24 protein-coding genes and 1 pseudogene are annotated in these 25,873 nt (G+C 71.4%); 17 read left to right on the top strand and 8 right to left on the bottom strand.

What is annotated here, in order from left to right; all coding sequences use genetic code 11:
- The first annotated feature begins 16 nt into the window (after positions 1–16).
- From JF597_RS17050 to JF597_RS17035, 4 genes are all read left to right on the top strand, one after another.
- On the top strand, positions 17–1,135 hold the full coding sequence (locus JF597_RS17050) for an LLM class flavin-dependent oxidoreductase (RefSeq protein ID WP_366916411.1): 1,119 nt from the start codon (positions 17–19) through the stop codon (positions 1,133–1,135).
- A gap of 83 nt (positions 1,136–1,218) precedes the next feature.
- Entirely contained in the window at positions 1,219–2,997 is a 1,779-nt protein-coding gene (locus JF597_RS17045; protein WP_293995311.1) for a D-aminoacylase, read from the top strand.
- Positions 2,994–4,460 carry an aldehyde dehydrogenase family protein gene (locus tag JF597_RS17040; RefSeq protein ID WP_293995261.1) on the top strand — a complete coding sequence of 489 codons (1,467 nt, stop codon included), beginning with the start codon at positions 2,994–2,996 and terminating at the stop codon, positions 4,458–4,460. Before JF597_RS17045 ends, JF597_RS17040 begins: the two co-directional genes overlap by 4 nt.
- A 200-nt stretch (positions 4,461–4,660) precedes the next feature.
- Positions 4,661–5,212, top strand: a complete 552-nt coding sequence (locus JF597_RS17035) for a DUF3455 domain-containing protein (protein WP_293995259.1) — start codon at positions 4,661–4,663, stop codon at positions 5,210–5,212.
- A 160-nt stretch (positions 5,213–5,372) separates the two neighbouring features.
- Here JF597_RS17035 and JF597_RS17030 read toward each other — a convergent pair whose 3' ends face one another.
- Positions 5,373–5,759, bottom strand: a complete 387-nt coding sequence (locus JF597_RS17030) for a nitroreductase/quinone reductase family protein (RefSeq protein WP_293995257.1) — start codon at positions 5,757–5,759, stop codon at positions 5,373–5,375.
- Positions 5,760–5,951: 192 nt separating this feature from the next.
- Between JF597_RS17030 and JF597_RS17025 the strand changes: the two genes are divergently transcribed.
- Positions 5,952–7,601, top strand: coding sequence for an alkaline phosphatase family protein (locus JF597_RS17025; RefSeq protein WP_293995255.1), 1,650 nt, complete (start codon positions 5,952–5,954; stop codon positions 7,599–7,601).
- A 52-nt stretch (positions 7,602–7,653) separates the two neighbouring features.
- Here JF597_RS17025 and JF597_RS17020 read toward each other — a convergent pair whose 3' ends face one another.
- Together JF597_RS17020 and JF597_RS17015 are read right to left on the bottom strand one after the other, a co-directional pair.
- Positions 7,654–7,836: a DUF397 domain-containing protein gene (locus JF597_RS17020; protein ID WP_293995253.1), complete on the bottom strand. Its 183-nt coding sequence runs from the start codon at positions 7,834–7,836 to the stop codon at positions 7,654–7,656.
- A 9-nt stretch (positions 7,837–7,845) separates the two neighbouring features.
- Positions 7,846–8,700, bottom strand: coding sequence for a Scr1 family TA system antitoxin-like transcriptional regulator (locus JF597_RS17015; protein WP_293995251.1), 855 nt, complete (start codon positions 8,698–8,700; stop codon positions 7,846–7,848).
- A gap of 437 nt (positions 8,701–9,137) precedes the next feature.
- Between JF597_RS17015 and JF597_RS55565 the strand changes: the two genes are divergently transcribed.
- The 7 genes and pseudogenes from JF597_RS55565 to JF597_RS16980 all read left to right on the top strand — a co-directional run bounded on the left by JF597_RS55565 (position 9,138) and on the right by JF597_RS16980 (position 13,692).
- Positions 9,138–9,341, top strand: a complete 204-nt coding sequence (locus JF597_RS55565; protein ID WP_366916410.1) for a hypothetical protein — start codon at positions 9,138–9,140, stop codon at positions 9,339–9,341.
- Between the two features lie 50 nt (positions 9,342–9,391).
- The gene (locus JF597_RS17005; protein WP_293995249.1) at positions 9,392–9,667 is read left to right on the top strand and encodes a hypothetical protein; all 276 of its coding nucleotides are present in this window, start codon (positions 9,392–9,394) and stop codon (positions 9,665–9,667) included.
- On the top strand, positions 9,664–9,945 hold the full coding sequence (locus JF597_RS17000; RefSeq protein ID WP_293995246.1) for a hypothetical protein: 282 nt from the start codon (positions 9,664–9,666) through the stop codon (positions 9,943–9,945). The genes JF597_RS17005 and JF597_RS17000 overlap by 4 nt, the downstream gene beginning before the upstream one ends.
- A 74-nt stretch (positions 9,946–10,019) precedes the next feature.
- A pseudogene (locus JF597_RS55560) lies at positions 10,020–10,703 on the top strand (CbrC family protein).
- Positions 10,704–11,337: 634 nt separating this feature from the next.
- A complete protein-coding gene (locus tag JF597_RS16990) occupies positions 11,338–12,282 on the top strand; it encodes an aminoacyl--tRNA ligase-related protein (protein WP_293995309.1) in 945 nt (314 codons plus the stop codon).
- Positions 12,283–12,325: 43 nt separating this feature from the next.
- A complete protein-coding gene (locus JF597_RS16985; protein WP_293995240.1) occupies positions 12,326–12,769 on the top strand; it encodes a hypothetical protein in 444 nt (147 codons plus the stop codon).
- 380 nt (positions 12,770–13,149) lie between these two features.
- The gene (locus tag JF597_RS16980) at positions 13,150–13,692 is read left to right on the top strand and encodes an MOSC domain-containing protein (RefSeq protein ID WP_293995305.1); all 543 of its coding nucleotides are present in this window, start codon (positions 13,150–13,152) and stop codon (positions 13,690–13,692) included.
- Positions 13,693–13,898: 206 nt separating this feature from the next.
- Here JF597_RS16980 and JF597_RS16975 read toward each other — a convergent pair whose 3' ends face one another.
- Positions 13,899–15,452 carry a CehA/McbA family metallohydrolase gene (locus JF597_RS16975; protein ID WP_293995238.1) on the bottom strand — a complete coding sequence of 518 codons (1,554 nt, stop codon included), beginning with the start codon at positions 15,450–15,452 and terminating at the stop codon, positions 13,899–13,901.
- Between the two features lie 154 nt (positions 15,453–15,606).
- Here JF597_RS16975 and JF597_RS16970 point away from each other — a divergent pair, with 154 nt between their 5' ends.
- The 3 genes from JF597_RS16970 (at position 15,607) to JF597_RS16960 (ending at position 19,979) form a co-directional block, all read left to right on the top strand.
- Entirely contained in the window at positions 15,607–16,452 is an 846-nt protein-coding gene (locus tag JF597_RS16970; protein ID WP_293995236.1) for an LLM class F420-dependent oxidoreductase, read from the top strand.
- 246 nt (positions 16,453–16,698) lie between these two features.
- On the top strand, positions 16,699–19,311 hold the full coding sequence (locus JF597_RS16965) for a bifunctional FO biosynthesis protein CofGH (RefSeq protein ID WP_293995233.1): 2,613 nt from the start codon (positions 16,699–16,701) through the stop codon (positions 19,309–19,311).
- Between the two features lie 98 nt (positions 19,312–19,409).
- On the top strand, positions 19,410–19,979 hold the full coding sequence (locus JF597_RS16960; RefSeq protein WP_293995230.1) for a hypothetical protein: 570 nt from the start codon (positions 19,410–19,412) through the stop codon (positions 19,977–19,979).
- A gap of 29 nt (positions 19,980–20,008) precedes the next feature.
- On the opposite strand, the gene JF597_RS16955 is transcribed toward JF597_RS16960, so the two are convergent.
- The gene (locus JF597_RS16955) at positions 20,009–20,857 is read right to left on the bottom strand and encodes a helix-turn-helix transcriptional regulator (RefSeq protein ID WP_293995227.1); all 849 of its coding nucleotides are present in this window, start codon (positions 20,855–20,857) and stop codon (positions 20,009–20,011) included.
- Positions 20,858–20,960: 103 nt separating this feature from the next.
- On the opposite strand from JF597_RS16955, the gene JF597_RS16950 reads away from it, so the two are divergent.
- Positions 20,961–21,557, top strand: a complete 597-nt coding sequence (locus tag JF597_RS16950) for an NAD(P)H-dependent oxidoreductase (protein WP_293995224.1) — start codon at positions 20,961–20,963, stop codon at positions 21,555–21,557.
- Here the strand turns inward: JF597_RS16950 and JF597_RS16945 are convergent.
- Positions 21,545–22,045 (bottom strand): DUF2165 domain-containing protein, encoded by a 501-nt coding sequence (locus JF597_RS16945; RefSeq protein WP_293995222.1) that lies wholly within the window; start codon positions 22,043–22,045, stop codon positions 21,545–21,547. The genes JF597_RS16950 and JF597_RS16945 overlap by 13 nt on opposite strands.
- 139 nt (positions 22,046–22,184) lie before the next feature.
- Between JF597_RS16945 and JF597_RS16940 the strand changes: the two genes are divergently transcribed.
- Positions 22,185–23,567 carry an aminotransferase class V-fold PLP-dependent enzyme gene (locus JF597_RS16940; protein ID WP_293995219.1) on the top strand — a complete coding sequence of 461 codons (1,383 nt, stop codon included), beginning with the start codon at positions 22,185–22,187 and terminating at the stop codon, positions 23,565–23,567.
- Between the two features lie 60 nt (positions 23,568–23,627).
- Here JF597_RS16940 and JF597_RS16935 read toward each other — a convergent pair whose 3' ends face one another.
- Entirely contained in the window at positions 23,628–25,334 is a 1,707-nt protein-coding gene (locus tag JF597_RS16935) for an ATP-binding cassette domain-containing protein (RefSeq protein WP_293995216.1), read from the bottom strand.
- 25 nt (positions 25,335–25,359) lie between these two features.
- Entirely contained in the window at positions 25,360–25,761 is a 402-nt protein-coding gene (locus JF597_RS16930) for a hypothetical protein (protein ID WP_293995213.1), read from the bottom strand.
- Positions 25,762–25,873: the final 112 nt, after the last annotated feature.

The raw sequence follows: 25,873 nt of genomic DNA, 5'->3' as shown, positions 1-25,873 counted from the left end.
GGGACGGTGAACCGCCTTGGAATTCGGGCTCTTTGTACAGGGATACGTGGGCAAGCGAGCCGAGACCGACCCGCTGGCCGAGCACAAGGCACTGATGGAGGAGACCGAGTACGTCATCCAGGCGGACCAGTCCGGCTTCAAGTACGCCTGGGCCTCCGAGCACCACTTCCTCGACGAGTACTCCCACCTGTCCGCCAACGACGTCTACCTGGGCTACCTGGCCCACGCCACCGAGCGGATCCACCTCGGCTCGGGGATCTTCAACCCCCTCGCCCAGGTCAACCACCCGGTGAAGGTCGCCGAGAAGGTCGCCATGCTCGACCATCTCAGCGGCAACCGCTTCGAGTTCGGCAGCGGACGCGGCGCCGGCTCCCACGAGATCCTCGGGTTCATCCCCGGTGTGACCGACATGAACTACACCAAGGAGATCTGGGAGGAGACGATCGCGGAGTTCCCCAAGATGTGGCTCCAGGACGAGTACGTCGGCTTCCAGGGCAAGCACTGGCAGCTGCCGCCGCGCAAGGTGCTGCCGAAGCCGTACGGGAAGTCCCACCCGGCGATGTGGTACGCGGCCGGGTCCCCGCCGTCGTACGCCATGGCCGCGAAGAAGGGGCTCGGGGTGCTCGGGTTCAGCATCCAGAAGGTCTCCGACATGGAGTGGGTGCTTGAGCAGTACAAGACGGCGATCGTGAACGCCGAGCCGGTCGGGGACTTCGTCAACGACAACGTGATGGTGACCACGACCGCGATCTGCGCGCCCACGCACGACGAGGCGATCCGGATCGCGGCGTCCGGGGGGCTGCACTACCTCCCCTCACTGGTGTTCCGGTACCACGACACGTTCCCGCGGCCCGAGGGGTTCCCGGAGTGGCCGGAGACGCTGCCCGAGTACACGCCGGAGTTCGTGGAGCTGCTGGTCGAGGAGGAGCTGCTGATCTGCGGCGATCCCGACGAGGTGCTGCGGCAGTGCAAGCGGTGGGAGCAGGCCGGGGCGGATCAGCTGAGCTTCGGGTTGCCGGTGGGGGTGCCGAAGGAGGAGACGCTGCAGACGATCAGGTTGATCGGGGAGCACGTGATTCCGAAGATCGACACGGACCCTGTGCATCGGACGACGCGGTTCCGTCAGGGGGCTTGAGGGCGCGTCGGCGGGTGCGGGTGGGTTGTGGCTGGTCGCGCAGTTCCTCCCCCAGCCTTCGGCCGGGGGTACCCCCAGCGCCCCTGAAAGACAGGTCCGTCACCGCAGCGCATGCTGAGGAGGCAAGGTCAATGCTCGATCACGTCATCAAAGGGGCGACGGTTGTCGACGGGACCGGAGTGCCCGCTGTCGTCGCCGACGTCGGTATCCGTGACGGTCGTATCGCCGTCATCGGCACCGTCACCGAGGAATCCCGGACCAGCGAGGACGCCACGGGGCTCGTGCTCGCGCCCGGGTTCGTCGATCCGCACACGCACTACGACGCCCAGCTCTTCTGGGACCCGTACGCGACCCCCTCCCTGAACCACGGGGTGACGACCGTCGCCGCCGGGAACTGCGGCTTCACCCTCGCGCCCCTGAACCCGGGGCGTCCCGAGGACGCCGACTACACGCGCCGCATGATGTCCAAGGTCGAGGGGATGTCGCTGGTCGCGCTGGAGGAGGGGGCGCCCTGGAGCTGGAGCTCGTTCGGGGAGTACCTGGACGCGCTGGAGGGGCGGATCGCCGTCAACGCCGGGTTCATGGTGGGGCACTGTGCGCTGCGCCGGTACGTGATGGGGGCGGACGCGGTGGGCGGGCAGCCGAGCGAGGAGCAGCTCGGGGAGATCGTGCGGCTGCTGCACGAGGCCATGGACGCGGGGGCGTGGGGGTTCTCCACCACCCAGTCCGGCACGCACTCGGACGGGGACGGGCAGCCGGTCGCGTCCCGGCACGCGCTCCCCGCGGAGCTGCTCGCGCTGTCGCGGGCCGTGGGGGAGCACGAGGGGACGCAGATCGAGGCGATCGTCGCCGGGTGCCTCGACCAGTTCAGCGACGCCGAGATCGAACTGTTCGCCGAGATGAGCGCGGTGGCCGGGCGGCCCCTGAACTGGAACGTGCTGACCGTGGACGCCGCCGTGCCGGAGCGGGTGCCGCGGCAGCTCCAGGCGAGCGAGCGGGCCCGGAAGGCGGGCGGCAGGGTCGTGGCGCTGACCATGCCGATCCTCACGCCCATGAACATGTCGCTCGGGACCTTCTGCGCGCTGAACCTCATCCCCGGGTGGGGTCCGGTCCTCGGGCTGCCGGTTCCCGAGCGGATCGAGAAGCTGCGCGATCCGGACGTACGGGCCGAGATGCTGGCGCGCGCCCAGTCCAAGGAGGCCGGGGTCTTCCGGCGGCTCGCGAACTTCGGGCGGTACGTCATCGGGGACACCTACAGCGAGGCGAACGCCGGGCTGTCCGGCCGGGTGGTGCGTGACATAGCACAGGAGCGGGGCCAGGACCCCTTCCACACCCTGGTCGAGATCTGCGCCGCCGACGACCTCCGCACCGTCCTGTGGCCCATGCCCACCGACAACGACCCGGCCTCCTGGGCACTGCGCGCCGAGACCTGGCAGCACGAGGACGTCATGCTCGGCGGGTCCGACGCGGGGGCGCATCTGGACCGGATGTGCGGGGCCCCGTACACCACCCGGTTCATCGGCGACTGCCTGCGCGGCCGCAAGCTGGTCGGCCTGGAACAGGCGGTGAAGATGCTGACCGACGATCCCGCCCGGCTCTTCGGGCTGCGGGAGCGGGGGCGGATCGCGGAGGGCTTCCATGCCGACCTGGTGCTCTTCGACCCGGAGCGGATCGCCGCCGGCCAGGCCACCCTGGTGCACGACCTGCCGGGAGACAGTCCGCGCCTGGACGCGAAGGCGATCGGCGTGCGGGCGGTCTGGGTCAACGGCGTCGAGGCGATCCGGGACGACGTGGTGAGCGGGGCCGTACCGGGGAAGGTGCTGCGCTCCGGGCGGGACACCAGGACGGTGAGCACCCGGTGAGCGAGGCGAGCGACGCGGACGGGCAGCGGCTGTTCGTCGGCGGCCGGTGGGTGGCTCCCGACGACGGGTACTACGAGGTCGTCGACCCGGCCACGGAGGAGACCGTCGGCCGGGCCCCCGAGGCCTCCCGCGACCAGGTGCTGGCCGCCTGCGCGGCCGCCCGGGAGGCCTTCGACGGCTGGTCGCGGACGCCGGCGGGGGAGCGGGCCGCGGTGCTCGGGCGGGCCGCCGACCTCATCCGCGGGCGGCTGGTCGAGTACGCGGACCTCGCCCGCGCCGAGACGGGCGCGACCACCGGCACCGCCCGCGCCATGCAGGTGGGGGTGGCCGTGGCCCGGTTCCGCCGGTACGCGACCGTCGAACCGGCCGAGTGGGCGATCCCGCCGCAGATCAACGAGGCCGGCCCGATGGGAAGGGCGGGCGTGATGGGCGCGCTCGCCGTGCGCCAGCCGGTCGGCGTGGTCAGCTGCATCACCTCGTACAACAACCCGTGGGCCAACCCGGCGGGCAAGATTGCGCCGGCGCTGGCGATGGGCAACACCGTGGTGGTGAAACCCGCTCCGCAGGACCCTCTCTCCGTCTACCGGATGGCGGAGGCCCTGGAGGCGGCGGGGGCGCCGGCCGGGGTGGTGAACGTCGTCTCCGGGCGGTCGACCGGTGTCGGCGAGGCGGCCGTGGCCTCCCCCGACGTCGACATGGTCAGCTTCACCGGCTCCACCGCCGTCGGGCAGCGCATCGCCGAGGTGTGCGGGCGGGACATGAAACGGCAGTTGATGGAGCTGGGCGGGAAGGGCGCGGCGGTCGTCTTCGAGGACGCGGACGTCGGCTCGGCGGTGGCGGGCATCGGCACCACCTTCTCCTTCTACAGCGGGCAGATCTGTACGGCGCCGACGCGGGTGCTGGTGCAGCGCGGGCTGTACGACCGGCTGGTGACCGAACTCGCCGCGTACGCCGACCGGTTGAGGGTCGGGGACCCGGCCGCTGCGGACACGGTGGTCGGCCCGGTGATCAGCGCCGAACACCGGTCGCGCGTCGAGTCGTACGTCGAACTCGGCCGGAAGGAAGGGGCGACGGTGGTGACGGGCGGCGAACGCCCGCCGCTGGACCGGGGTTTCTACGTCACGCCGACCTTGCTCGCCGACTGCACGAACGACATGCGGGTGGCCCGCGAGGAGATCTTCGGCCCCGTCGTCTCCGTCGTCCCCTTCGACGACGAGGAGGAGGGCATCGCCCTCGCCAACGACTCCGACTTCGGCCTCATCGACTACGTCTGGTCCGGGGACGTGGCCCGGGCCTTCCGGGTGGCGCGGCGGCTGCGGGCGGGCGGGGTCGGCGTCAACACGGTGGGCCGCAACATGGAGGCACCCTTCGGTGGCTTCAAGAAGAGCGGGGTCGGCCGGGACGTGGGCTCGTACGCCCTGCACGCCTACAGCGAGGTGCAGGCGATCGTCTGGCCGGGGTGAGGGGGCAACCGGGGCCTTCGGCTTGCCCTTTGGGGATCGGTGAGGTGTCCCGGGCGGGCAGAGATCGTGAAACCGGCTCCGGAAGGGGCGGCGGATCCGTAGCGTCCGGACACGACAAGGGGGACGGCCGGTTTCCGAGTCGTCGATGTCCGGCCGCTCTCCCTTCCCGGAACACGCACGACATCCCTGGAGCCCACTCCATGAAGCTCGCCAAGAGAATCGCCCTGACCACCGTGGCCGTCGCCGCCGCGGCCGCCGCCACCCTGGCGGGTACGACCGCCGTCCAGGCCTACTCCGCGCGGCCCGCCCACCTCCCGGCTGTGCACGCCCCCGCCGCGCTCGCCGTGCCCGACGGCAACAAGCTGACCGGCGTCTACTCCGCGCACGGCGTGCAGACGTACAGCTGCACCGACGGTGCCTGGAAGCTCCTGGAGCCCGCCGCCACCCTCTCCGACAAGCGGGACCGCGCCCACCGCCCGGTCGCCCTGCACTCCCGTGGCCCGGTCTGGGTCTCCACGGTCGACGGCAGCGCCGTCAACGCCTCCGCGGTCGCCACGTCCCCCAAGGACGGCGCCGTCCCCGAACTCCTCCTGAAGGCCACGGCCACCCGCGGCGCCGGGACGTTCGAGGGCGTCACGTACGTCCAGCGCCTCGACACGGAGGGCGGCGTGGCCCCGGCCGCCGCGTGCACCGGCACCGACCAGGTGTCGGTGCCGTACTCGGCGACGTACGCGTTCTACAAGGCGAGCTGAGCGCGAGGCTGGGGGGCCGAGACAAGCCGCCTCGCCGTCCGGCTTCTGCCGTCAGCCGACAGCGGCGCCGCTGGGGCTGGTCGCGCAGTTCCTCCCCCAGCCTCCGGCCGGGGGCACCCCCAGCGCCCCTTCGGGGCGCTCCTGTTCGGGGTGCCCCCGTTCAGTCGGTGAGGTCGACCCGGATCGTCAGGAGCCGTGTGCCCAGGGCCTTCACGGCCATGCTGTTGCCCTTGGGCAGGGTGCGCAGGCGGGCGACCGGGTCGTCGTCGGGCAGCAGGTGGGCGGTGCCGTGGTGCCACCGCCCGCCGATCCGCACCCGCACCCGCGGATCGGCCTGGATGTTCCGCACGTACTGGGACTTCGTCCCGAACTCCGACACCAGCCAGAACGAGTCCCCCACCCGCTTCCCGCCCAGCGGGGTCCGGCGGGGCTGCCCCGAGACCCGGCCCGTGGTCTCCAGCAGCGTCTGGAAGGGCATGAGACGGGTCAGCGGGTTGGCGACGTGCCGCTGGAAGGCGGTGGTGATCCGGAATCTGCGGTCGGACATGGTTCCTCTGTTTCCGAGGTGGGCTGCAGGTCGTCGGAGTGCGTGATCCCGCGCGGTGGGCTTTGCGTGCCGACATGACGTTCTTTGACAGAATCGGGCACGCAGGTCCGGTTCCGTACACGTTCTCCTTCTCGAATGTCGGTGCGTCACCCGCAGGGTCACGAGCTCCGCACAGTTTCGAGGAGAACCACTGTGTTCCGACACCCCCTCCGTCCCGTCGCGGCGGCCGCCGCCGCGCTCGCCGCCGTCGGCGGTCTGACCGCCGCGACAGCAGGTCCCGCCGGGGCCTCCCCCGCGTCCCGCTCCCGGCACGTCCTGCTGCTGTCGGTCGACGGCCTGCACCAGTCCGACCTGGCCTGGTACGTGGCCCGGCACCCGCGTTCCGCGCTCGCCCGCCTGGCCGGCGGCGGTGTGGAGTACACCCACGCCAGAACCACCGTCCCCTCCGACTCCTTCCCCGGCATGGTGGGCCAGTTGACCGGCGGTGACCCGGGTGTCACGGGCGTCTACTACGACGACACCTACAGCAACGCCCTGCTCCCGGCCGGCACCACCGACTGCGCGGGCGTCAGGCCGGGCGCCGAGGTCGACCTCACCGAGGACCTCGACAAGGACCAGAACTCCATCGACGCGGGCCAGGGCCTGTCCGGCCTGCCCGGCAGCATCCTGAACATGACCGGTGACGCCGCCGGCCTCATCGACCCGGCGAAGCTGCCCGTCGACCCGAAGACCTGCAAGCCGGTCTACCCGCACTCCTACCTCAAGGTGAACACGGTCTTCGACGTCGCCCGCAAGGCGGGGCTGCGCACCGCGTGGTCGGACAAGCACGTCGCCTACGAGATCCTCGACGGGCCGTCCGGCGACGGCATCCAGGACCTGTTCGCGCCCGAGATCAACAGCCAGGCCATCGGCTACCCGGCCGGCCAGGACTGGACGAAGGACAACGCGGCCACCGAGCAGTACGACGCGTACAAGGTGAAGGCGGTCCTCAACGAGATCGACGGACACGACCACAGCGGCACCCACAGGACCGGCGTCCCGGCGGTCTTCGGGATGAACTTCCAGTCCGTGTCCACCGCCCAGAAGCTGCCGGTCTCCGACGGCCTGACGGGCGGTTACACCACGCCCGGCACCCCCGGCCCGCTGCTCGCGAAGAACCTCGACTTCGTCGACCAGGAGGTCGGGGCGTTCCTCGACGAGATCCACAAGCGGGGCCTCGACGGCAGCACGACCGTCATCCTGTCCGCCAAGCACGGCCAGTCGCCCACCGACCCGAAGGCACTGACCCGCATCGACGACGGGCCGCTGCTCGACGGGCTCAACGCCGCCTGGAAGGCCGCCCACCCCGGCGCCGGTGACCTGGTCGCCCACGCCGTGGACGACGACGCCATGCTGCTGTGGCTCAACGACCGTTCCCAGGCCGCCACCGAGTTCGCCAAGGCCTACCTGCTCGCCCGGTCCGGCACCGGCAACGGCATCGACGGAGCCGCCAAGACGTTCACGGCGAGCGGCCTGAAGACCGTGTACGCCGGTACGGAGGCCGCCCGGTACTTCCACGCCCGGCCCGGCGACTCGCGCGTGCCCGACGTGTTCGGCATCAGCCAGTACGGCGTGGTCTACACCGGCGGCAAGGGCAAGATCGCGGAGCACGGCGGAGCAGCCGCCGACGACCGCGACGTGCCGCTCGTCGTCTACGGCGCCGGCACCCCGCACGCCGTGCGCGTCAACGCCCCGGTGCGGACCACGCAGATCGCGCCGACGATGCTGCGGCTGCTCGGCCTGAACCCGCGGGACCTGGACGCCGTCCGCATCGAGCACACCCGGTCCCTGCCGGTGCGCTGACCACGCAGGGGGGCGCCCCGCAGGCCGCCGTCGTTTTCGGCGGCCTGCGGGGTCACCGTCCGTCGGATGACTTCAGCATGTGGAGAAGGCCGTCGAAGGCCTTGGCACCGACGGTGAGGACGTTCCGGGGCGGGTCGGCGTCGGCTATGCGGACGAGGGCGGGGCCGTTGGATATGTGGACGCAGGCCTCTCCTTCTTGGCAGTAGGACGACTTCCGCCAAGGGTGTGTGGGCATGCTGACTCCTCACATGTTCTGGATGATGGCGTACATCAGGTCGCGGGACTTCTCAGGGCTGAGGGCCATGGCTTCGACGACGTCCAGGAGGCGCCGGTACTTCCCCAGGTGCGCCTCGGCGTCAAGAAGCACGGGGCCGTGGAACTGGTCGAGTTGTACGGTGTCCAGCTCCGCCACGGGCCCGCACAGGTAGTTGATGGACTGGCCTGATCCCGGGAAGGCTCCGACGTCGAAGGGAAGTACCCGCAGGGTGATGTGATCCCGCAGACTCATGCTGATCAGGTGCCTGAGCTGGTCGCGGGCCACCTTCCGGCCGCCCACCCGCATGTGCAGGGCGGCTTCGTGGATGACGGTGCTGTACGAATTCGGGTTCTCACGGAACACCACGTCCTGGCGCTTGATGCGGTGCGAGACGCGGTGCTCGACTTCCGGTGGGGTGGGAGCCGGGATCGCCTTGCTGAAGATCTCCCGGGCGTGCTCGGCGGTCTGGAGCATGCCCGGGATGTGAGCCGTGAAGGCCGTACGGACAGCTGTCGCGTGGTGTTCCAGTTCGGCGAGGGTGAGTAGTCCGGAGGGAAGCACCTCGCGGTACGTCTCCCACCACCAGCCGCGTGTCTTCTCCGCGGCCATGTCGGCGAGGGCGTCGACGTAGGGCTGGTTCGTGCATGAGTAGAGGTTGGCCATGGCCCGGACGCGGTCAGGACTCACTCCGAACCTGGCGGACTCCACATTGCTGAGTTGACCCGAGCTGGTACCGAGCATCTGGGCCGCCTCGGTCGAGGTCAGGCCGGCCCGCTCCCGGAGTTTGCGCAGCTCGGTGGCTAGCCGGACGCGTCGGGCCGTCGGCGCGGGCCGTGGCGTCATGAGTGCTTCCTCCTAGCGGACGTACAGCGAGCTTGTCACTCACACGAGGGAGATGAGGCCGAGATCCTTCGAAAGCCCGCAAAGCTGCTTTGCGAAGCCCCTATCTTCGTCTCAGGCGCCCCGCCTGGAAGCGCACCGTGGGACGCCACGGCACAGACACCAGGCACCTGTCGAACCCCCCTCTGCGACCGGAGACTTCCCATGGCCACCGTATCCCCGTCCTGGGCGTACACCCTGCAGCTTCCGCACGATCCACGCGCACCGGGTATCGCGCGGGGCACCCTGAGACTGATCCTCGCCGCACACGGGACGCCGGAGCTGACCCCCACCGCGGAACTCGTGGCAGCGGAACTCCTGGCCAACGCGCACTGCCACACGAAGGGGCCGTACGCCCTCCGGCTCCGCGCCGCCGACCACGGCCGCCTCCGCGTGACGGTATGGGACACGGACCCGCACGTCCCGCCCGGCTTCTCGACCGCCCCCGCCCCGCCACCCCACCCGACGCCGAGCATGGCCGCGGCCTGCCCCTGGTGCGGGCCCGCGCGGACTCCTGGGGCGCGTCGGTGTTCCGCGAGCTGGGCACGTCGAAGGGTGGCAAGCTGATGTGGGCCGAGTGCGGAGCCGGGGCGGTGGCGTGGTGACCAGGGCCATACTGGGAGCTGGTGCGATGTCCGTCCCTCAGGAGCTGATCATGAGCGCACAGCCCGAGCATGGCTGGGGAGCGATGCCCCTCCCGGAGATCCGGACCGTGGACGACCTGCGCAGCGCGCTCAGCCGCTATGGCTTCCCGGGTGATCGCGAGCGCTTCGAAGCGGAGCTGGCGGCCGCCATAGGAGCTTCCCCGACCAATGACTTCGCCGGTGCCGCGGCCGTGGTCCGGGCTTACCGGCACCGGGTGTTGATCAGGAACTCGGCCGAGATCATGACGGCTCTCGAAGACGCGCGAGTCGAAGGCGGCGGAGGGTGAACGAAGTCCCGTTGGAGGAGGCCGAGCCTGCGAGGAAGGCGTTCGGTGACCTGACGGAGGGGGAGCAGGACGTGGTCCGGGAGGCGCTCGCCGCCATCGCCCGGGACCCGGCGACCGGTCGTGAGATCCCCGGGTGGCGGCCTCCGTCCCTGGAATACACGTACACTACCCCGCTCGCCCGGGACTCGGCAGAGGCGATCACGGTCGTGTACACGCACACACCGGGTATGGGTGTGACCGTCGTGTACTACTTCCGTGATCCCCAGGTCGTGGACTGAGCCGTTTCTCTCAGCTTGTTGTTCAACGGCCAGGGGTGAACTCCTGGCCAACAGCCGCCAGTAGGATCAGGGGGATGGGTTGTTCATCGTTGGCGTGCTGGCCTCGATGTGCGGCAGCCGAGACTGTGGGGAGCAGGGGCCCTACTGATGCTGGTCAGCTGGAACGTGCACTCGCCCTCGCTCCTCACCGTAGGAATCGGCCTTGCCGTACTGGGACATGTCGTGACGGCCACGCGTTGAGTCCGCCAACCGCGCCGCAGCAGGCGATCACCTGCTTCGACAATGATCCCGTGGCAGAGCCGACTTTTCGATATCACCCTGATCCGCTGGCTTCCGGGTCCGCGCTGCGCACCGACCATGTCTGCAGTGTCTGTGGCATGGAGCGACGCATCCGCTATCGAGGCCCTGTCTACGGTCGGCAACCTGACTCCCTCTGCCTTCACTGCATCCACTCCGGGGCAGCGTCACGTGCCCTGAGCATTCCGGGAGGAGGCGATAAGGAACCCGACATGGCTGCGATGTTCAGCGATGCCGTTGACGTGCCCGACGAGGTGCCTCTGTCTGTCGTAGAAGAGATCACCTGACGCACTCCCGGCTTTTCCGGTTGGCAGCAAGAGTCCTGGCTGTACCACTGCGGCGATGGCGCGGCCTTCCTCGGTCCTGCCGGGTATCGCGAGCTTGAGGCCCACCCAGAGGTCCTCCCCATGCTCCGAAAAGATCACCAGCGTGACGGCTGGGCGCCAGCAGAAACCGAATAGTTCTTGTGGGGATTGGACCGGATTGGCGAGCCGACCGCCTACCTGTTCCGCTGCTTGCATTGCAACACGATTCTGGCGTCTTGGGACATCGGCTGACAGCAGCTTATTCCGTGCCGATGATCACGGCCATCGTCGGTCGTTCCCCGATGCTTCAGTCCCATCTTGTGGTGTGCGGGTCGGGTGTAGGACTCGCCGGTGGCGAACACGCTTCCGACGTCGCAGCGGGTGGCCGGGGTGAGCAGGATCGCGGCGGGTGAGGACGTCCCGCAGCGCCGCCTCGCCCTCCGGGCGGATCCCCCCGCTTCGTCCAGCGGATGCGCGCCCTCCTCTCGGTCAAGGCGCTGTCCATGAGGGGCCGCGTAGGGAGGCGCGCCCGATCGAGGCACGTGATTTTCGCGGGGGTTCGCCGTGTGCCGACGGCAGCCGGCACGGGCTCCGTAAATGAGCGGCGGATTCCCGGGGGCCCTTGCTACGGTGACCGGCATGAAGCGCGCTGCCATGATGACGACGTTGGAGAGTGTCCCGGCGCGCTGATAGACGACCTGATGCGAAGCCCCCGGGCAGGTGCCCCGGGGCTTCGTCACAGGCCCGGTCTCCTGCTCCGCCACCAGCGAGGGAGACCCCGATGACCACCGTGCACGACCACCGCAGCCTCGGCCGGGAACTGAACCTGTTCGACACCGACCCGCTGATCGGCGCGGGCCTGCCGTACTGGCTGCCCGACGGCGCCGTCGTGCGGCACACCCTGGAGGAGTACATCCGCGCCGCCGAGCGGCGAGCGGGCTACCGGCACGTGTACTCGCCGGTGCTCGGCAAGCGGGAGCTGTACGAGATCTCCGGGCACTGGGCGCACTACGGCGACGACATGTTCCCGCCGATGGAACTCGGCGGTGATCAGGTCGTCCTGCGGCCGAGTCTCTGTCCTCACCATGCGGTGATCTACCGTTCCCGTTCCCAGAGCTACCGCGAACTGCCCCTGCGGATGGCCGAGCTCGGCGGCATGTACCGTGCCGAGCTCTCCGGTGTGCTCGGCGGGCTGACCCGGGTCCGGGCCATCCAGCTCAACGACGCGCACATCTTCTGCACCCTGGACCAGGTCGCCGGCGAGGCGCAGGCGGCGCTGGAAATGATCCGCCGGGCCTACCAGGCGCTCGGCATCACCGCGACCCGCTACCGGCTCTCCCTCCCGGGCCCCGGCGGCAAGTACGTGGCCGCGCCCGAGAAGTGGCGACGGTCCATCGCCCTGCTGACCGACGTCCTCGACCGTTGCGGCCTGCCCTACGAGGCGGCCGAGGGGGAGGCCGCGTTCTACGGCCCCAAGATCGACGTCCAGGTCACCGACGGAGCCGGCCGGGAGTCCACCCTGTCCACCGTCCAGGCCGACTTCCACCAGCCCGAGGAGTTCGACCTGCCCTACCAGGCCGTCATCGGCGCCAGGGAAGCCGCCGACGACCTCGTCGCACTGCGCCTGCGGGACGGACGCCGGCTCGACCCGCGGCCGGCCGGCGACGTCCTGACCGGTGTCAGCGCCCTCGTCGCCGGCCACAGCACCGACCTGTGGCACGGCGCCGACTCATAGTGGGCGAACGCGACCAGGACGGCACGGATGAAACGATGCGCCGGTGAACTACTTCTCGTACTCCCGCATCGGTCCCGGCCACGACCGGCCGCGGCTCCCGAAGCCCAGGCCGGCCGAGCCCGGTGAGTGGCCGAAGCTGGAGGCCGCGCTCTCCGTGGTCAACCGCGACCTGACGGCGACCGTGCCGGGGCAGGAGCCGCTGATACTGATGGTCGACCCGGGAGAGAGCCTGCCCCCGGGTGGGATCGACCGGGGGCGGGTCCACGTGGCGATGCCCGACGGCCGTTGGCAGGGCAACCAGGTGAACGCGTACGACCCCGAGGAGGGCGATCCGCTGGAGCCGGACGACGAGATGACGGTGCTGAGGGTGGTCGCGGACGCGGCGCAGGAGACCGTTGTGGAGCTGCTCTGGCAGGTCTGGCCGGTCTGCGGGGAGCACAAGCTCGGCATGCACGCGCGTCCCGCGGGGACCGACGACGACTGGTAACGGGGGTGCGACGGACGCGGCCGGTCCGCCGGTGTGGTGGTGCCGGGGCGGCCGGGACGGAGTCTGCCACGACGTCGCCCCGGTGGGGGAGTTGGCCGCCACGCTGCCGGGGAAGCAGCGGCGCGAGTTGCGGCGCGCACTGCGGCGCGGCGAGCGCGGACGGGACGGACGCGGGTGACCGTCCCGCTTGGGGCGCCGCGATGGGCCGTCTGCCGTCTGCGGCGCCGTCGTGGCTGGTCGCGCAGTTCCCCGCGCCCCTTTCGGGGCGCTGTCGTCGTCGCCGGTTACGGCCTGCCCCGCGATTGATCGCAGGTGCTGCGCGCTGAGGGCCGCGGGCTAGGCTCGTGGCGAATCATCTCTACCGAACAGGGGGCCGCGGGATGAGCGGGACGGTAACGGCAGTCAGCAGCAACAGCGAGTACTCGTTCACCAAGCCCAACCAGGCCAGCATCGTATTGCTCGCCGGGCTCGGGGTGGAGGGGGACGTGCATGCCGGCGTCACGGTCAAGCACCGCTCGCGTGTCGCGCAGGACCCCACCCAGCCGAACCTGCGCCAAGTCCACCTTATTCACGAGGAACTCTTTACTGAGGTCGGCGAAGAGGGGTTCGACGTGGCGCCCGGCGAACTCGGCGAGAACATCACTACGAGCGGCATCGACCTGCTCGGCCTGCCCGTCGGGACACTGCTGCGCATCGGCGGCGAGGCGATCGTGGAGGTCACCGGCCTGCGTAATCCCTGCCTGCAGATCGACAACTTCCAGGACGGGTTGCTGAAGAAGGTCGTCGGCCGTGACGAGGCCGGGAACGTCGTGCGTAAGGCCGGAATCATGAGCGTCGTCCAGGTGGGCGGCGTGGTGCGTCCCGGAGACACGATCACGGTGGAGCTTCCGGACGAGCCGCATCGGCCCCTCGACCGGGTCTGACCTCCTTCGCGGGCAGGCCATGGCTCATCATGCCTCCCAGCGCGGCGCGAGCCCTTCTATCCACCGAGCCATCGCCAGCCTGGTCTCCGACCGCGCCGTCCTACGGACCTCCCGCCACCGGTCGAGCACCGAGTTGGTACACGTCCGCGCGGCGGCCGGCTGAATCACCCACCAGCCGAACTGCTGCCAGGCCAGCACGCCCCACCTCAATCGCGGGTCAGCCCGTTGGTAGCCGCCCCATCGGGGTGCTGCCCTCCCTGCCCCAGGAAGATCGGGTTGGTCAGTGCCGCCAAAGCACCCGGGACGGGCCCCGCTGCCGTTTCGTGGCGGATCTCGGCGCGGACGTAGGCGGCGTAGGAGGGGGTGGTCTGCCATTCGACCGTGCCCGAGCCGGCCACGGGGAGCGGGTCGCTGGTGAGCAGGACGCCCTCGTCGGTGATGAAGCGGACCGTGCAGCGGGGGACGCCGGAGGCCTCCAGGCGGACGGTGACCGGGGTGTCGGCGGCGACGGCCAGGCGTTCGCCGATGCCCGCCCGCTCGCCGCGGCCGCCCGTCGCCGTGAAGCTCAGCGTCACGTTCTTCGACTCGGCGATGTAGGAGCGGCCCGCGCGCAGCCCCGCCTGGATCGCCTCGCGGCTCAGGTCGTCGGCGAGGACGACGGTCTGGGGTGAGCCGACGGCGTCGGGATCGCGATGGGCGTCGCTGTTGCCCATGCCGGGCAGCCACTGCCGGTTGTTCCGTACCGACGCGACGAGCGTGGCGTCCCAGGCGGCGAGGGCGACCTCGTCGTCGGGGGTGTACGGCCCGTTCCAGACCTCGACGGCGTCGGCGTCCCCGAAACCGAACTTCCAGGCGCAGCCCACGCACGTGGCGTGCGGGTGCGCGGGTACGACCAGGCCGCCGGCCTTGTGGATCTGCTGGGCGAAGTGGCCGAAGCGGTTGTCCCGGGCCCGGTAGCGCCAGTCGACGAAGGTGCCCGGGTCGGTGCCGAGGGCGACGACGTGGCCGTTGCGCGTCGTGATCTCCTCGCCGAGCATGATCAGCAGGTCGTCGCCGGCCTGGTCCGCCCAGTGCGGGTGCGAGGAGTGCGTGTTGTGGTCCGAGGAGTTGATGAAGTCCAGGCCGGCGGCACGGGCGAGGGCCGCGATCTCGGCGGGGGTGCGGCGGCCGTCGGAGTACCAGGAGTGCAGGTGGCAGTCGCCGCGGTACCAGTCCCGGCCGCGGCCCTTGGCACGGGAGGGCGGGTACACCGGGCGGACGGGGGTGCCGGGTTCGCCGTACGTGAGGGTGATCGTCAGCTCGTACGACAGGCCCTGCGGGGCCACCGTGTAGGGGCCGAGGGCGACGAACCAGGTGCCGGGGCGGACCGGGCCGGGGATGTAGCCGGGGGTCGCGTCGTCGGCGCGGACGAAGAACTCCGTGCGGGCCCCGCCGGACCAGCCCCGGAAGCCCTTGCCGCCCAGCTCGGTGCCGTGCTGGTCGAAGAGGCCGATGTCGAGCGCGTTGCCCGTGGTGCCGGCCGGGACGCTCGGCCTGTCGTAGGTGTAGGAGACCTTGATCTCTCGTACGCCGGCGGGTACTTCGACCGGTACGTACACGAAGTCCGGGCAGCCGGGCGGCAGGGTGCCGCTCACGGTCCGGGTTTCCTGGTCCTGACCGTCGTCCGCCGCTGCGAAGCTCACGGGTCCCAACGTAAGGGCTGCCGCCGCGCCCGTCACGAACAGCGCGCGCCTGCCGATGCCGTGCGTGTCCTCACACATGCCGCCCACTCTCCCCTCCGGACGTGAACTCCCACGGAAGGACAGGGAATCCACAGGCATCCGTCTGTCATGCGCATAGCCGCGTGAAAGGCGGGACGCGTGATGCCGACCAGTCGGTATGGACATATCGAGCCACCCCCGGTACAGATGGGGCATGCGCATAGCCGTCACGATCTTCCTCACCGACGAGACCATCGCCCCCGTCCGGCTCGCCCGTGAGCTGGAGGCTCGCGGGTTCGCCGGGCTGTACCTGCCCGAGCACACGCACATCCCCGTCGAGCGGACCACTCCGTACCCGGCGGGCGGTGACCTGCCCCGCGAGTACGGCCGTACCCTCGACCCCTTCGTCGCCCTCGGCCAGGCCGCCGCCGTCACCGAGGGTCTCGGTCTCGGCACCGGCATCACCCTGGTCGCCCAGCACGACCCGATCGACCTCGCCAAGCAGATCGCCACCCTCGACCACCTCTCCGGCGGCCGCCTCACGCTCGGCGTCGGCTTCGGCTGGAACGTGGAGGAGGCCGCGGACCACGGGGTGCGCTGGCGGTCGCGGCGGGAGCTGACCCGGGACCGGATGGCCCTGATGCGGGCGCTGTGGGCGGACGAACCGACGGCCTACGAAGGGGAGTTCGGAAGCGTACGGGCGTCGTCCGCGTACCCCAAGCCGGTCCAGAAGCCGCGCGGGCCGGTGGCCGGGCCGCGCACGCTGGTCGGCGGGGCGGCGGGGCCGAAGCTGTTCGCGCACATCGCCGAGTACGCGGACGGGTGGATGCCGATCGGGGGGCGCGGGCTCACCGAGTCGCTGCCGGTGCTCCGCTCGGTGTGGGCCGACGGGGGGCGTGACCCGCAGGCGCTCCAGGTGGTGCCCTACGCCGTCTTCCCGACCCCGGGCAAGCTCGCGCACTACGCCGAGCTGGGCATCGAGGAGGTCGTGGTGCAGCTGCCTCCGGCGGGGGAGGCCGAAGTGCTGGGGGCGCTGGACGCGTACGGGGAGTACCTGTGAAGGAAGGGGTGCGTCGACTCGTCTGCGGGGCTGGGGCGGTGGACGGCCGCGGGTGAGCAGGGGGTTCTCGCGCGTTCCCCGCGCCCCTAAAAGAAGGGCGCTGCGGCGAGCGCCCCTTTAGGGGCGCTGGGGGTCCCCCCGGCCGAAGGCTGGGGGAGGAACTGCGCGACCAGCCGCAGCGCACCGGCACCCGACAGCGCACCGTACCCCCACAGCCCCCACCGAACCCGAACGTATGCTCAAGGAATGACGACTTCCGCGACCCCCGGAACCGGCCCCACCGACCGCCCCGGCGGAACCGGCCCCACCGAGAACTCCATGCGTCGCGCCCTCAAACGCGCCCGGGACGGCGTCGCCCTCGACGTCTCCGAGGCCGCCGTCCTGCTCCAGGCGCGCGGTGCGGACCTGGACGGCCTCGCCGCGTCCGCCGCCCGGGTCCGCGACGCCGGACTGGCGGAGGCCGGCCGGCCCGGTGTCATCACGTACTCGAAGAGCGTCTTCATCCCCCTCACCCGCCTGTGCCGCGACAAGTGCCACTACTGCACGTTCGTCACCGTCCCCGGCAAGCTCCGCCGGGCCGGGCACGGGATGTTCATGTCCCCGGACGAGGTCCTCGACGTCGCCCGCAAGGGCGCGGCCCTCGGCTGCAAGGAAGCCCTGATCACCCTCGGCGACAAGCCCGAGGACCGCTGGCCGGAGGCGCGCGAGTGGCTCGACGCGCACGGTTACGACGACACGATCGCCTACGTCCGCGCCATCTCCATCCGGATCCTGGAGGAGACCGGTCTGCTGCCGCACCTCAACCCCGGTGTGATGTCCTGGACGGACTTCCAGCGGCTGAAGCCGGTCGCGCCGAGCATGGGGATGATGCTGGAGACCACCGCGACCCGGCTGTGGTCCGAGCCCGGCGGCCCGCACCACGGCTCTCCGGACAAGGAACCCGCCGTCCGGCTGCGGGTCCTGGAGGACGCGGGCCGTTCCTCCGTCCCCTTCACCTCCGGCATCCTGATCGGCATCGGCGAGACGTACGAGGAGCGGGCCGAGTCCCTCTTCGCGCTCCGGCGCGTGGCCCGGTCGTACCACGGTGTCCAGGAACTGATCATCCAGAACTTCCGCGCCAAGCCGGACACGGCGATGCGCGGCATGCCGGACGCCGAGCTGGACGAGCTGGTCGCGGCCGTGGCGGTGGCGCGGCTGGTGATGGGCCCGGCGGGCAACATCCAGGCGCCGCCCAACCTCGTCGACAGCGAGTACGAGCGGCTGATCGCGGCCGGTATCGACGACTGGGGCGGGGTGTCGCCGCTCACCATCGACCATGTCAACCCCGAGCGGCCCTGGCCGCAGATCGAGGAACTGGCCGAGAAGTCGGCGGCCGCCGGCTTCGAGCTGCGGGAACGTCTCTGTGTGTACCCGGAGTTCGTCCGCCGCGGCGAGCCCTGGCTGGACCCGCGGCTGCGCCCGCACGTGGCCGCGCTGGCCGACCCGGTCACGGGCCTCGCGGTGCCGGACGCGGTGGTCGAGGGGCACCCCTGGCAGGAGCCGGAGGAGGTCTTCGTCGCCTCCGGCCGTACCGATCTGCACACCGCCATCGATTCCGAGGGTCGTACGGCCGACCGGCGCGACGACTTCGACGAGGTGTACGGCGACTGGGGCGCGCTGCGGGAGGCGGCCGCCCCCGGGATGGCGCCGGAGCGCATCGACACGGACGTGCGCGCGGCCCTGGCGACCGCGGCCGACGATCCCACGAAGCTGACGGACGCCGAGGCCCTCGCCCTGTTCCACGCGGACGGCGCGGCGCTGGACGCGCTGACGGGGATCGCCGACGACGTGCGGAAGTCGGCCGTCGGCGACGACGTCACCTACATCGTCACCCGCAACATCAACTTCACCAACGTCTGCTACACCGGCTGCCGCTTCTGCGCCTTCGCGCAGCGCCGCACGGACGCGGACGCCTACACGCTCTCCCTGGACCAGGTCGCCGACCGGGCGCAGCAGGCGTGGGACGTCGGCGCGGTCGAGGTCTGCATGCAGGGCGGCATCCATCCCGACCTGCCCGGCACGGCGTACTTCGACATCGCGAGGGCGGTCAAGGAACGCGTCCCCGGCATGCACGTGCACGCCTTCTCGCCGATGGAGGTGGTCAACGGCGCGACCCGCACCGGCCTGTCGATCCGCGAGTGGCTGACCGCGGCGAAGGAGGCGGGCCTCGACACCGTCCCCGGGACGGCCGCCGAGATCCTGGACGACGAGGTGCGGTGGGTGCTGACCAAGGGCAAGCTGCCCGCCGCCACCTGGATCGAGGTGATCACCACCGCGCACGAACTGGGCATCCGGTCCTCGTCCACCATGATGTACGGCCACGTCGACCAGCCCCGGCACTGGCTGGGCCACCTGCGCACCCTGGCCGGCATCCAGCAGCGCACCGGCGGCTTCACGGAGTTCGTGACGCTGCCCTTCATCCACACCAACGCGCCCGTCTACCTGGCGGGCATCTCCCGGCCGGGCCCGACGATGCGCGACAACCGGGCGGTGACGGCGATGGCCCGTCTCCTCCTCCACCCCTACATCCCGAACATCCAGACGAGCTGGGTGAAACTGGGCACGGAGGGTGCGGCGGAGATGCTCCGCTCGGGCGCGAACGACCTGGGCGGCACCCTGATGGAGGAGACGATCTCGCGGATGGCGGGGTCGTCGTACGGCTCGTACAAGTCGGTCCGCGACCTGGTCGCCGTGGCCGAGGCCGCCGGGCGCCCGGCGAAGCCGCGTACGACGCTGTACGGGCCGGTCTCCGAGGAGCGGCAGCGGGCGGCAAAGGCCTCCGACGGGCACCTGCCGGAGCTGCTGCCGGTGCTGGACTGAGCCGTCGGGCGGCCGGGCGGCGCACAGTACGATGATCCGACCCCTGTGCGAACAGGCAGGGGGCCTCAGAGCGCTCACAGCGGAGGAGATGCGTACCCGTGGCTGCCCGACTGCTGCCCTCCTGGGTGTGGGTCACCGGCCTGACGGCGGGGGCGACGGTGGCCGTCGTCCTCCTCGCCGTCCAGGCCGACAAGGGGCCGCACCCCACGGCCGCCGCGGTCCGCCCGTCGGCGAGCGCGTCGGCGGGCGCCCACGCCTCCGCGTCACCGGCGCCGGCGAAGGCCCCCGACGTACCGGCGGCCTCCGGCACCGGCCGCCGCATCGTCTACTCGCTCGGCGCCAAGCGGGTGTGGACGGTCGACGCGAGCGACAAGGCGACCCGCACGTTCACGGTCTGGCCGGGGACGGTCTCGCCCGACCCCGGCACCTACACGATCTCCAGGACCCTGGCGGCCACGACCGGCTCGGACGGCGTCCAGATCGAGCACATCCTCTACTTCGCGTCCAAGTCGGGCCTGTCGGTCGCCTTCTCCAACGCCGTCGACGGCTCCTCGCCGCCGCCCGCCGCCGGCAAGCAGACCAGCGGCATCCGGATGCACACGGCGGACGGCGCGGCCCTGTGGACCTTCGGGACGGAGCCGAACACCAAGGTGACGGTCGTCAAGTAGCCGCCGGGGCGGCGGTGGCCGGGCAGCCGTCAGGAGATGGCGCGCAGTCCCTGGAGCCGCCGGAGCCGCTGGGGCCGCCGGAGCCGCTCGACGGCGTCGGCCGTGTCCTCGTCGGCGGGCAGCAGGACGACCAGCTGCTGGGCGTCCTCGGTGATGTCGAGCGTCTCGCGCCGAAGCCGCAGCTCGTCTCCCGAAGGATGGCGCAGCCGCAGCACCCCACGGGCCGGAACCCGGTGCCGGTTCACCCGCCGGGTGAAGTCGGCTCCGGCGACGGGCGCCAGCTCCGCCGTGAACCACTCGCTGTTCTCCACCGAGGGCCCGAGCCACAGGTCGAAGGCCTGCTCGTCGGCGACGGCGTCCCAGTCGGCGAAGAGCTCCCGCGCGCGTTGGTCGGTGAAGACGTACCGGGTGAGGTTGGGCGCCTCGGCGTCCAGGAGCCCGGTGTCGCCCAGCACCGCGTCGTACGCGCCGGTGCGGGCGAGGATGTCGCCGAGCCGGTTGGTGACCAGGGCGAGGCCGGGTTCGAGGAGACGGAGGGTCTCCAGCACGGCCGGCCGCACCTCGCGCCGCGGCGGCGCCGGCCGCGGGTGCGCCACGCACTCACCGCCGGTGATCTTCGCGAGATAGCGCAGATGGGCCCGCTCCGCGGGATCGAGGCCGAGGGCGTCCGCGAGGGCGTTGACGACGGCCACCGACGGGTTGCGGTCCCGGCCCTGCTCGATGCGGGTCAGGTACTCCACGCTCACCCCGGCCCGGTGGGCGAGGTCGAGCCGCCGCAGCCCCGGCGACCGGCGCCGCCCACGCTCCGGCAGCCCCAGCGCCTCCGGCTGGATACTGTCCCGCTTCGCCCGGACGAAGTCCCCCAGCGGTGTCCCCATACGGTCGAGGATAGGCGGACCGAGGTGCGCTCAGCGTGGCCCTGCGGGGGCCAGTCTGAGCACGGTCTGGCTGCTCCGGTGACGCGATCGCAGGCTGACGGTCATGGACCACGACACGCACAAGCTGGTGATTCTGGTGGGCAGCGTCCGGGAGGGCCGGTTCGGCCCGGTGGTCGCCGACTGGGTGGCCGAACAGGCCGCCGCGCACGGCGCCTTCGACGTGGAGGTCGTGGACCTGGTGGCGTACGACATCCCGTTGACGTTGCCGGCCGAGTCACCGAAGCACGAGGGCGCCGCCTACCCCCGCCCGGCCGGAATGAGCGCCCTGACGAGGGCCCTGGCGGCGGCGGACGCGTTCGTCATCGTCACCCCCGAGTACAACCACAGCTACCCGGCCTCGCTGAAGGCGGCCGTCGACTGGCACTTCACGCAGTGGACGGCGAAACCGGTCGCGTTCGTCAGCTACGGCGGCGCGGCCGGCGGCCGGCACGCGGTGCTGCACCTGGAGAACGTGCTCACGGAGTTGCACGCGGTCACCGTCCGGGACGGCCTGGCCTTCCCGAACTACTTCACCGCGTGGCAGGACGGCCGCCCCCTCGATCCCGGGGCCCCCGGCTACGCCAGGCCCCTCCTCGACCAGTTGTCCTGGTGGGCGGCCACCCTCCGCGCGGGCCGCGAGGCCGCTCCTTATCCCTCCTGACCCGAAGGGCTCAACTGGACGACGACCAGCGCGACTCCGGTGAGCACCAGGACCCGGGTCGCGGCGTCCAGGCCGTTCCAGGTCTTGGACTGCCACATGGAGAACCACTCGCCGCCGATCCCGATGAACCCGGCGCCGAAGAGCAGGACGAGCATCAGCAGACCGTAGGTGGAGACGCGCCGCGCGCGGACGTTGTCGCGGCGTGCCCAGAGCCAGGTACCGGCGATCAGCACGAGCGCGGCCAGCGTCTCCCACACGATGATGAGGACGTAGGCGGTGTTCTCCAGCCCCTTGTCGGTGATGGCCCGCCACATCAGGTCGTCGTCCTTGAACGTGGTGTCCATGGCCAGCACATGCTGGACGAAGGCCTGGTTGGTGCCGAAGTCGGTGATGTTCCCGAAGGCGACGAGGGCGATGTAGAGAGCGACCGTGCCGGTGAGAACGGCAGCGGCGAGTGAGAGCGCACGAGGCGCGTGGGAGGTGGACATGTCACCGTCCTTCCCCAACTTCGTTGTTTACACCCCCTGTTCAGCAGTGATCGGGCGCCCCGGCGTCGTGCCGCGGCGGTGACCCTCTGGTGCGCGGGTACCGTGGTCGAAGTTCTGTGCGAAGCGTGAAGGGGGCCTCGTGTACGCGGACGACTTCGCGGAGTTGCGGGCGCGCGAGTTCGGCTACCTCGACGAGGGCGGACACACCTACCTCGACCACACCGGCGCGGGGCTCCCCCCGCGGTCCCTCGTCACGGGCAGCGCCCGGCGGATCACCGGCGGACTGTTCGGCAACCCGCACTCCGAGAGCCCGGCCTCCCGCGCCTCCGGGCTCCTGCTGGCCGAGGCCCGGCGGGCGGTGCTCCGCCATTTCAACGCCGACCCCGGCGAGTACGCCGTGATCTTCACCCCCAACGCGACCGGTGCCCTGCGGCTGGTCGGCGAGGCATACCCCTTCACCCGTGACAGCAGGCTCGTGATGTCGCTCGACAACCACAACTCGGTCAACGGCCTCCGGGAGTACGCACGGGCGCGGGGTGCCGCGACCGTGTACGTACCGGGCCTGCACATCGACGAGCGGCGGCTGCTCGCCGCCCTGGACCCGCCCGGCTCGGGCGAAGGCGCCGGTGGCCTGCTCGCCTATCCGGCGCAGAGCAACTTCACCGGCGTCCAGCACTCACTGGACTGGATCGCCGCCGCGCAGGCCCACGGTTACGACGTCCTGCTCGACGCGGCGGCCTTCGCCCCGACCAACGTCCTGGACCTGAGCCGCCACCACCCGGACTTCACCGCCGTCAGCTGGTACAAGGTCTTCGGGCACCCCACCGGCGTCGGCAGCCTGATCGCCCGCCGCGCGGCCCTCGCCAGGCTGCGCCGCCCCTGGTTCTCGGGCGGCACCATCTACGCCGTCAGCGCGCAGGCCCAGTGGCACGTCCTCGCCGCCGACGAGGCCGCCTTCGAGGACGGCACGGTCAACTTCCTGTCCCTGCCTGACGTGACCGCCGGACTCGCCTGGATCGACGGCATCGGCATGGACCGCGTACATGCCCATGTCACCACCCTCACCGGCCAACTCCTCAGCGGTCTGGAGGCGTTGCGGCACAGCGACGGCTCACCGCTGGTGCGCGTGTACGGCACCGACCGCGCCGGCGGGGCCCGCGGCGGCACCGTCGCGCTGAACGTGCTCGGCGCGGACGGCCGTGTCGTCGACGAACGCGTCGTCACGCGTGACAGCGCCGCCCACGGCATATCCCTGCGCACGGGCTGCTTCTGCAATCCGGGCGCCGGAGAGGAGGCGTTCGGTCTGCCCCTGACCCGGCTGCGCTCGGCGGCCGACGCGCAGGTGGGGTCACTGGACGAGTACCTGGAGCTCCTGGAGCTGCCGTCGGCGGGCGCCGTCCGGGTCTCCCTGGGCATCTCGTCCCAGCCCAGGGACATCGAGACGTTCCTGGCGTTCGTGACCGCCACCTACCGGGACCGGGTACCGACGGCGGCCGGGCTGGCCGCACGGGAGAGCTGCTGAACCCGCCCCACCGGGAACGCCGCACCACGGTCACCGCGCCGCGGCCACCTGCGTCCGTGATCAGCGCCCCGCCCGGCTCCGCGCCGCGCCGTCCCGGCACTTGCGGACCAGAACCACCCACGTCCAGGCCAGGAACACCAGCGCGAAGCCCGCCAGGATCATCCACCCGCGGCTCGCCGGGTGCCCGAACGAGTCCCCGTACGAAGCCAGCAGGGGCGGACCGAGCCGCGAGCCGCCGTCCCGCCACAGCGACTCCAGGCCGACCCCGTTGCCCAGCGCCTCGAACGCCCAGCGGTTGGTCATCGCCCAGCTGATCGCCCTCCCGGCCGCCGTCATCCGCGGCACCGGCACGAAGGCGCCCGAGAACAGCACCTGGGGGAAGCAGAGCAACGGCAGCATCAGCGTCGCCTGCCCCGGCTCCGACACCGCCGCCGACGCGAGCAGCCCCAGCGCGAGGGCGGCGGCCGAGGCCAGCACACTCGACACGAACAGCGAGCCGTACGTGCCCCGGTCAGCTGCGGGCAGCCGGTCGAGGGCGCGCAACACCGCCAGCAGCAGCGCGTCCGCGACCGCGAGCACCGGCAGCATGGTCGTCAGCTTCGAGGCGACGTAGGGCCCGAGCCGCAGCCCGGCGAGCCACTCACGGCGCAGCACCGGCAGCTCGGTGCAGATCTGGAGCAGGCCGTACGTCAGCCCGAAGAAGAACGCGCCGAACGCGATCCAGAACATGATCATCGCCGACGACCCCGGATCCGGTGCCGCCGGATCGAAGGCGCCGGCCCGGAACAGCACCGCGAACATCGCCACGATCATCACCGGCGAGCCCGCGAGGACGGCGACCGAGAGCCGGTCGTGCAGCATCAGCGCGGTACCGCGCCGGGTCAGCAGCGCCCACTGTCGCAGGGCGCCGACCCGCCCTGTCCGCACGGCCGGTGAGGGAGCGTCAGCAGGCCCGTCGTCCGCGGGTACGGCCCGTTCGACGCGGGCGCCGCCCGCCACCGCCTCGTACACCTCCTCCACCGTGCCGACCCCGAAGGCCTCGAACAGGGCGGCCGGGGCGCCCGCGTACGCGACCCCGCCGGTGCCGGAGAGGAACACGACATGGTCGGCGCGGAGCAGATCGGCGAGGACGTGCGTGGTCAGCACGACGGTGGTGCCGTCCTCGGCGAGCGCCCGCAGGGTGCGCAGCAGGACCGCGCCGGTGACCGGGTCGAGCCCGGACGTCGGCTCGTCGAGGAAGAGCACCCGGGGGCGGGTGAGCAACTCGACCGCGATACTGGCCCGTTTGCGTTCACCGCCGCTCAGCGCGCGCACGGGGGTCTCGGCCCGCTCCGCCAGGCCGAGCGTGTCCAGCACCCGGTCGACGGTGTCCCGCACCGTCCCGGCAGCCGTGCCCGGAGGCATGCGCAGACCCGCCGCGTACACCAGCGTGCGGCGCAGCGGCAGCTCGCGGTGGATGATGTCCTCCTGCGGAACGAACCCGAAGTCCGGCCCCGGCGGACCGGGCCGCGCCCCGTCGTGCAGCACCTCGCCCCCGGTCGGCGCGCTCAGCCCGGCCAGCGTCTGCAGCAGCACGGTCTTGCCCGCCCCGCTGCTTCCGGCGATCATCGTGAGCTGCCCCGGAGCGACCTCGACGGATATGTCGTCCAGTATCCGCCCGCCCCCGCGCACCTCCCGGCTCACCCGACGCGCGCGCAGGCGAAGGCCGTTGACGGAGGGGCCGGGGGCCCCGACGGACGCGTGCGGGTGCGGGGTCGGTGTCGACATGGGGGCAGCATGTCAGGTGGGTCCGCTACAGGGAGGGGCTCGGCGCGGAGCCGTGCACCGGCCGTCGTCGGATGGTGAGCAACAGTGCGGGTCCGGCGCCGAGGACGAGCAGGCCGACGGCCAGCACCGGCCACGGGTCGAGCAGGCCCTCGGTGCAACTGCTGCCGCCGGCCGAGGTGGTGCAGTAGGTGCCGGGGCCGTGCCGATTGAGGTAGGCGAGCAGGAACAGCGGGAGGCTCGCGCCGGACAGCAGGCCGGGCAGGCCCCGGGAACCGTCCCGGCGCGTGGCCAGCACGACCGTCCCGGCCACGGCGATCGGCAGGACGAAGAGTCCGATCGACAGCACGGTGAGCAGGGCGAGCAGGTAGCAGGCTCCGGTCAGGAGCCATCCGGCGAAGAGCAGCCAGGCACGTCTGTTGCTGGTCATGCCGCCTTCTTTCGTTTGAGCAGTCGCTCAAAAAGTAGAAGCGGCAGGAGCCCCCCGGCAAGGGGCCAAAACCGGCCAGTGATCCACACCTCGTGGAGTCAGCCGCGGCGGT

Origin of the sequence: Streptomyces sp., assembly GCF_019510245.1 — a bacterium.
Classification (GTDB): Bacteria; Actinomycetota; Actinomycetes; order Streptomycetales; family Streptomycetaceae; genus Streptomyces.
The sequence above is the reverse complement of the archived record's forward strand: the minus strand, read 5'-3'. Positions and strand labels throughout refer to the sequence as shown.